The sequence below is a fragment of the Streptomyces sp. NPDC005574 genome, from assembly GCF_040605435.1.
Taxonomy (GTDB): Bacteria; Actinomycetota; Actinomycetes; order Streptomycetales; family Streptomycetaceae; genus Streptomyces.
Window position 1 is genome coordinate 1 of sequence record NZ_JBEXCW010000244.1, and the last position, 2,700, is coordinate 2,700.

General features: G+C 66.1%; 3 protein-coding genes. All 3 read left to right on the top strand.

Annotation, left to right across the window (positions count from 1 at the left end; genetic code table 11):
- Positions 1 to 741 precede the first annotated feature (741 nt).
- The 3 genes from ABZT03_RS43640 (at position 742) to ABZT03_RS43650 (ending at position 2,639) form a co-directional block, all read left to right on the top strand.
- Positions 742 to 1,500 (top strand): GntR family transcriptional regulator, encoded by a 759-nt coding sequence (locus ABZT03_RS43640; protein WP_356049795.1) that lies wholly within the window; start codon positions 742 to 744, stop codon positions 1,498 to 1,500.
- Positions 1,497 to 2,084 (top strand): ATP-binding protein, encoded by a 588-nt coding sequence (locus ABZT03_RS43645; RefSeq protein ID WP_356049797.1) that lies wholly within the window; start codon positions 1,497 to 1,499, stop codon positions 2,082 to 2,084. The genes ABZT03_RS43640 and ABZT03_RS43645 overlap by 4 nt, the downstream gene beginning before the upstream one ends.
- 237 nt (positions 2,085 to 2,321) lie before the next feature.
- Positions 2,322 to 2,639 carry a hypothetical protein gene (locus ABZT03_RS43650; RefSeq protein ID WP_356049799.1) on the top strand — a complete coding sequence of 106 codons (318 nt, stop codon included), beginning with the start codon at positions 2,322 to 2,324 and terminating at the stop codon, positions 2,637 to 2,639.
- Positions 2,640 to 2,700 lie beyond the last annotated feature (61 nt).

A 2,700-nucleotide genomic window follows, 5' to 3' on the forward strand; every position in this document is an offset into this window, starting at 1 on the left:
CGCTCCCGCAGCTCGGCCGGGTAGTTCCTCGAAGGACGTGACATGGACTCCATCTCCTCACGAAGTGGAGTCTCCGGACACGCCGGGGCGGTTCAATCCGGCGGTTGCTCCCTGTGCAGCGCTGCGGCTTTTCCGTGCGCGCCTTGGCAGGTTCGGTGTGATGCGGGACCAGCTTGGGAGTTCCTAAGACACCGGTGACCGGCGTCCAGAGTTCACAGTCGGGGCAGACCAGGTGTTCCCGGCCCAGCGTCAGGTCGATCTCAACGGACGGAAGTTCAGACGCGAGGATCGGCGGCCGGGGGCTGACCGTCCGGGTGCGGCACTTGCGGCGGCGCTTGCGGGGCGCCGCTTGGGAAGGCGCGGAAGTCGCGGACATAGAGGACTCCTTGTCGTGCAGGTGAGGGGCTGCGTCGCGGTGTGCTCTCCGGCCGCCAGGTGCACGACCGAAGTCGGCGTCCTGGCTGATCGGACAGCGCATCAGCGCTGCGACGTGCAGGAGGAGGCATCCGGCCAGGTGACCGGCCCAGGGGATTTTGTGGAGCATCGACCCTGGCCCTCCCCTTCGTCAGAGGAAGTGCTTCCGCGGTGGTGCTGAACGACTACTGCGGTCTTGCGATGGTGCTTGCTCGGTGCTCCCAAAGGGTCACCGACGTCTTACGTACATCAGGTTGCATCAGGTAACCTCAGGTGTCAAGCGGTATAGTGAGGCACCCAGAGAGAATTTGAAGGAGGCGAAGGCACATGTCAGGGCCACCCCGAGCCGACAATCGGCCGCCGTACGCGCGCATCGCGGGCCACTACCGCGACCTGATCAGCTCTGGGGAACTCTCGCCGGGCGACCTCCTGCCCAGCATCAAGACGCTGGCGACCGAGTGGGAAGTCAGCACAGCCACTGCGGACCGCGCGATGCGACTCCTGCGCGAAGAGAAACTCGTGCAAGGGATCCCCGGCGTCGGCACAGAGGTGATGGCGCGCCCCATCTCCCTGACCTCCGGGGCGGAGCGCCACGACCGCAGCAGCAAGACCCAGTCGTCGTGGGGCGTCGGCGAAAAGTCCTCCGGCCACACCGCCGGCATAGTCGAGGTGCCCGAAGACGTCGCTGAGGTGATGGGCATTTCGCCTGGTGACGACGTGATTCGTCGCAGCCGTGTCTACCGAGACGGTCATGGCATCGTCTCCCACTCCACCTCATGGATCCCAGCGGAGTTCGCCAAGGCTGTCCCCGAGCTGGCGCGGAGCGAGCGACTCAAAGGCGGACTGTCGCTCGACTTGATCGCTCGGGCGACCGGGCGGCACGTCGTGAAGCGCGTAGACGAAGAGACGGCTCGGATCGCAACAGGCCACGACCTCGAACTCCTGGAATTGGAGGCCGACACCGTCGCGGCGATCCTTGTGCTGAGCGCACGCTTCCTGGACGCCGACGGCGAGCTGCTCGAATACGGCGTGGACTTGGGCGCGCCGGGCCGAACACGTCGCACGACGTCAGAGGCACTCCGGTGACCGCAAAGAACGCTTTGTCGGGCCGACCGGGAGCCGCGCCACGCGCGATCCTCATGTCCGGCCTTCAGGGCTCCGGCAAGACAACCCTCGCCCGCGCCCTGGAAGATGACGGCTTTCGGCGCCTGTGCCCTGATGAGGAGATGTTCAGCCGCTACGGTCACTACGGCAGGGACTTCCCCCGTGGGCAGTTCAGGGTCCGGGAGGCACCTGTACTCAAGGACATCGCCCTCGATCTTCAGAAACTCCTGGCGGCCGGGCATGAGGTTGTGGTCGATCACGGCTTCTGGACTCCAGAAGAGCGAGGCCAGTGGGCGGCGACCGTGATGGAGGCCGGCGGCGAAGCTGTACTCATCTACTTGCCGGCCTCGCATGAGGAGCGCTGGAGCCGAATCCGCAAGCGCAATGGGAAGTCGCTGGTCGACGCGAACAGCATCGAGTTCAGCGAGGAAGACCTGATCAGGCACGCGGGCCGTTTCCACCCGCCGACCGCTGATGAGCCTCATATCGTGTACGACGGTCACCCGGAGACCGTGCTGGCCATGCTCCGCCGTGCACATCCTCCAATGGATGGCGGCCCCCATTGACCTCGACCTCCGATACGCAGCTCCTGGCGCTTGATGACCATGACCGTGCTCGGATCCTGCGACTACGGAAAGTGACATCGGCCGGTGACATTCGAAATGTCACTACCACTTGTCACCTCCGCGCGATCAAGAGGCCGTGCCATGCTCGGCCGCAGAAGGGCCGGCTTCCGCTCCGCGGGCATCACCCTGTCGGGGCGCAGGCTGCGCCGCTGGACCGTACGGGGATAGGGGATCGCGATGGTTGACGAGCGTCCTGACTGGGCTCGCCGGATGGTGGAGGAGCGTGCTGCTCGGGACTGGTCGCAGACCGACGCGGTGCGCGCGCTGATGGTCCGGCTCCCGGACGACCAGGTCGTGAGCGAGCAGGACTTGCTCCGGCAGTGGAAGAGGTGGGAGGCCGGTGACGCGCAGCCCGTGAAGTACCGATCAGCCATCGCTCAGACCTTCGGCACGACAACCGGCGCCTTCTTCCCTGAGCGGTCCCGCCGTGACGGGCGCGCGGAGATTCTCCAGGTCAGTCCCCCTGATCCCTTCGGGTGCGCCTTGCCGGCGTGAAAACATGGCTGCGGCGCCTGCCCGCCGACGCCGGTAGCTCGTTGGGACGTTGAGCCCGTAG

What these genes read in the sequence shown, in the direction of transcription:
- ABZT03_RS43640 (WP_356049795.1), top strand. Translation starts at nt 742, where the DNA reads ATGTCAGGGCCACCCCGAGCCGACAATCGGCCGCCGTACGCGCGCATC.
- ABZT03_RS43650 (WP_356049799.1), top strand. Translation starts at nt 2,322, where the DNA reads ATGGTTGACGAGCGTCCTGACTGGGCTCGCCGGATGGTGGAGGAGCGT.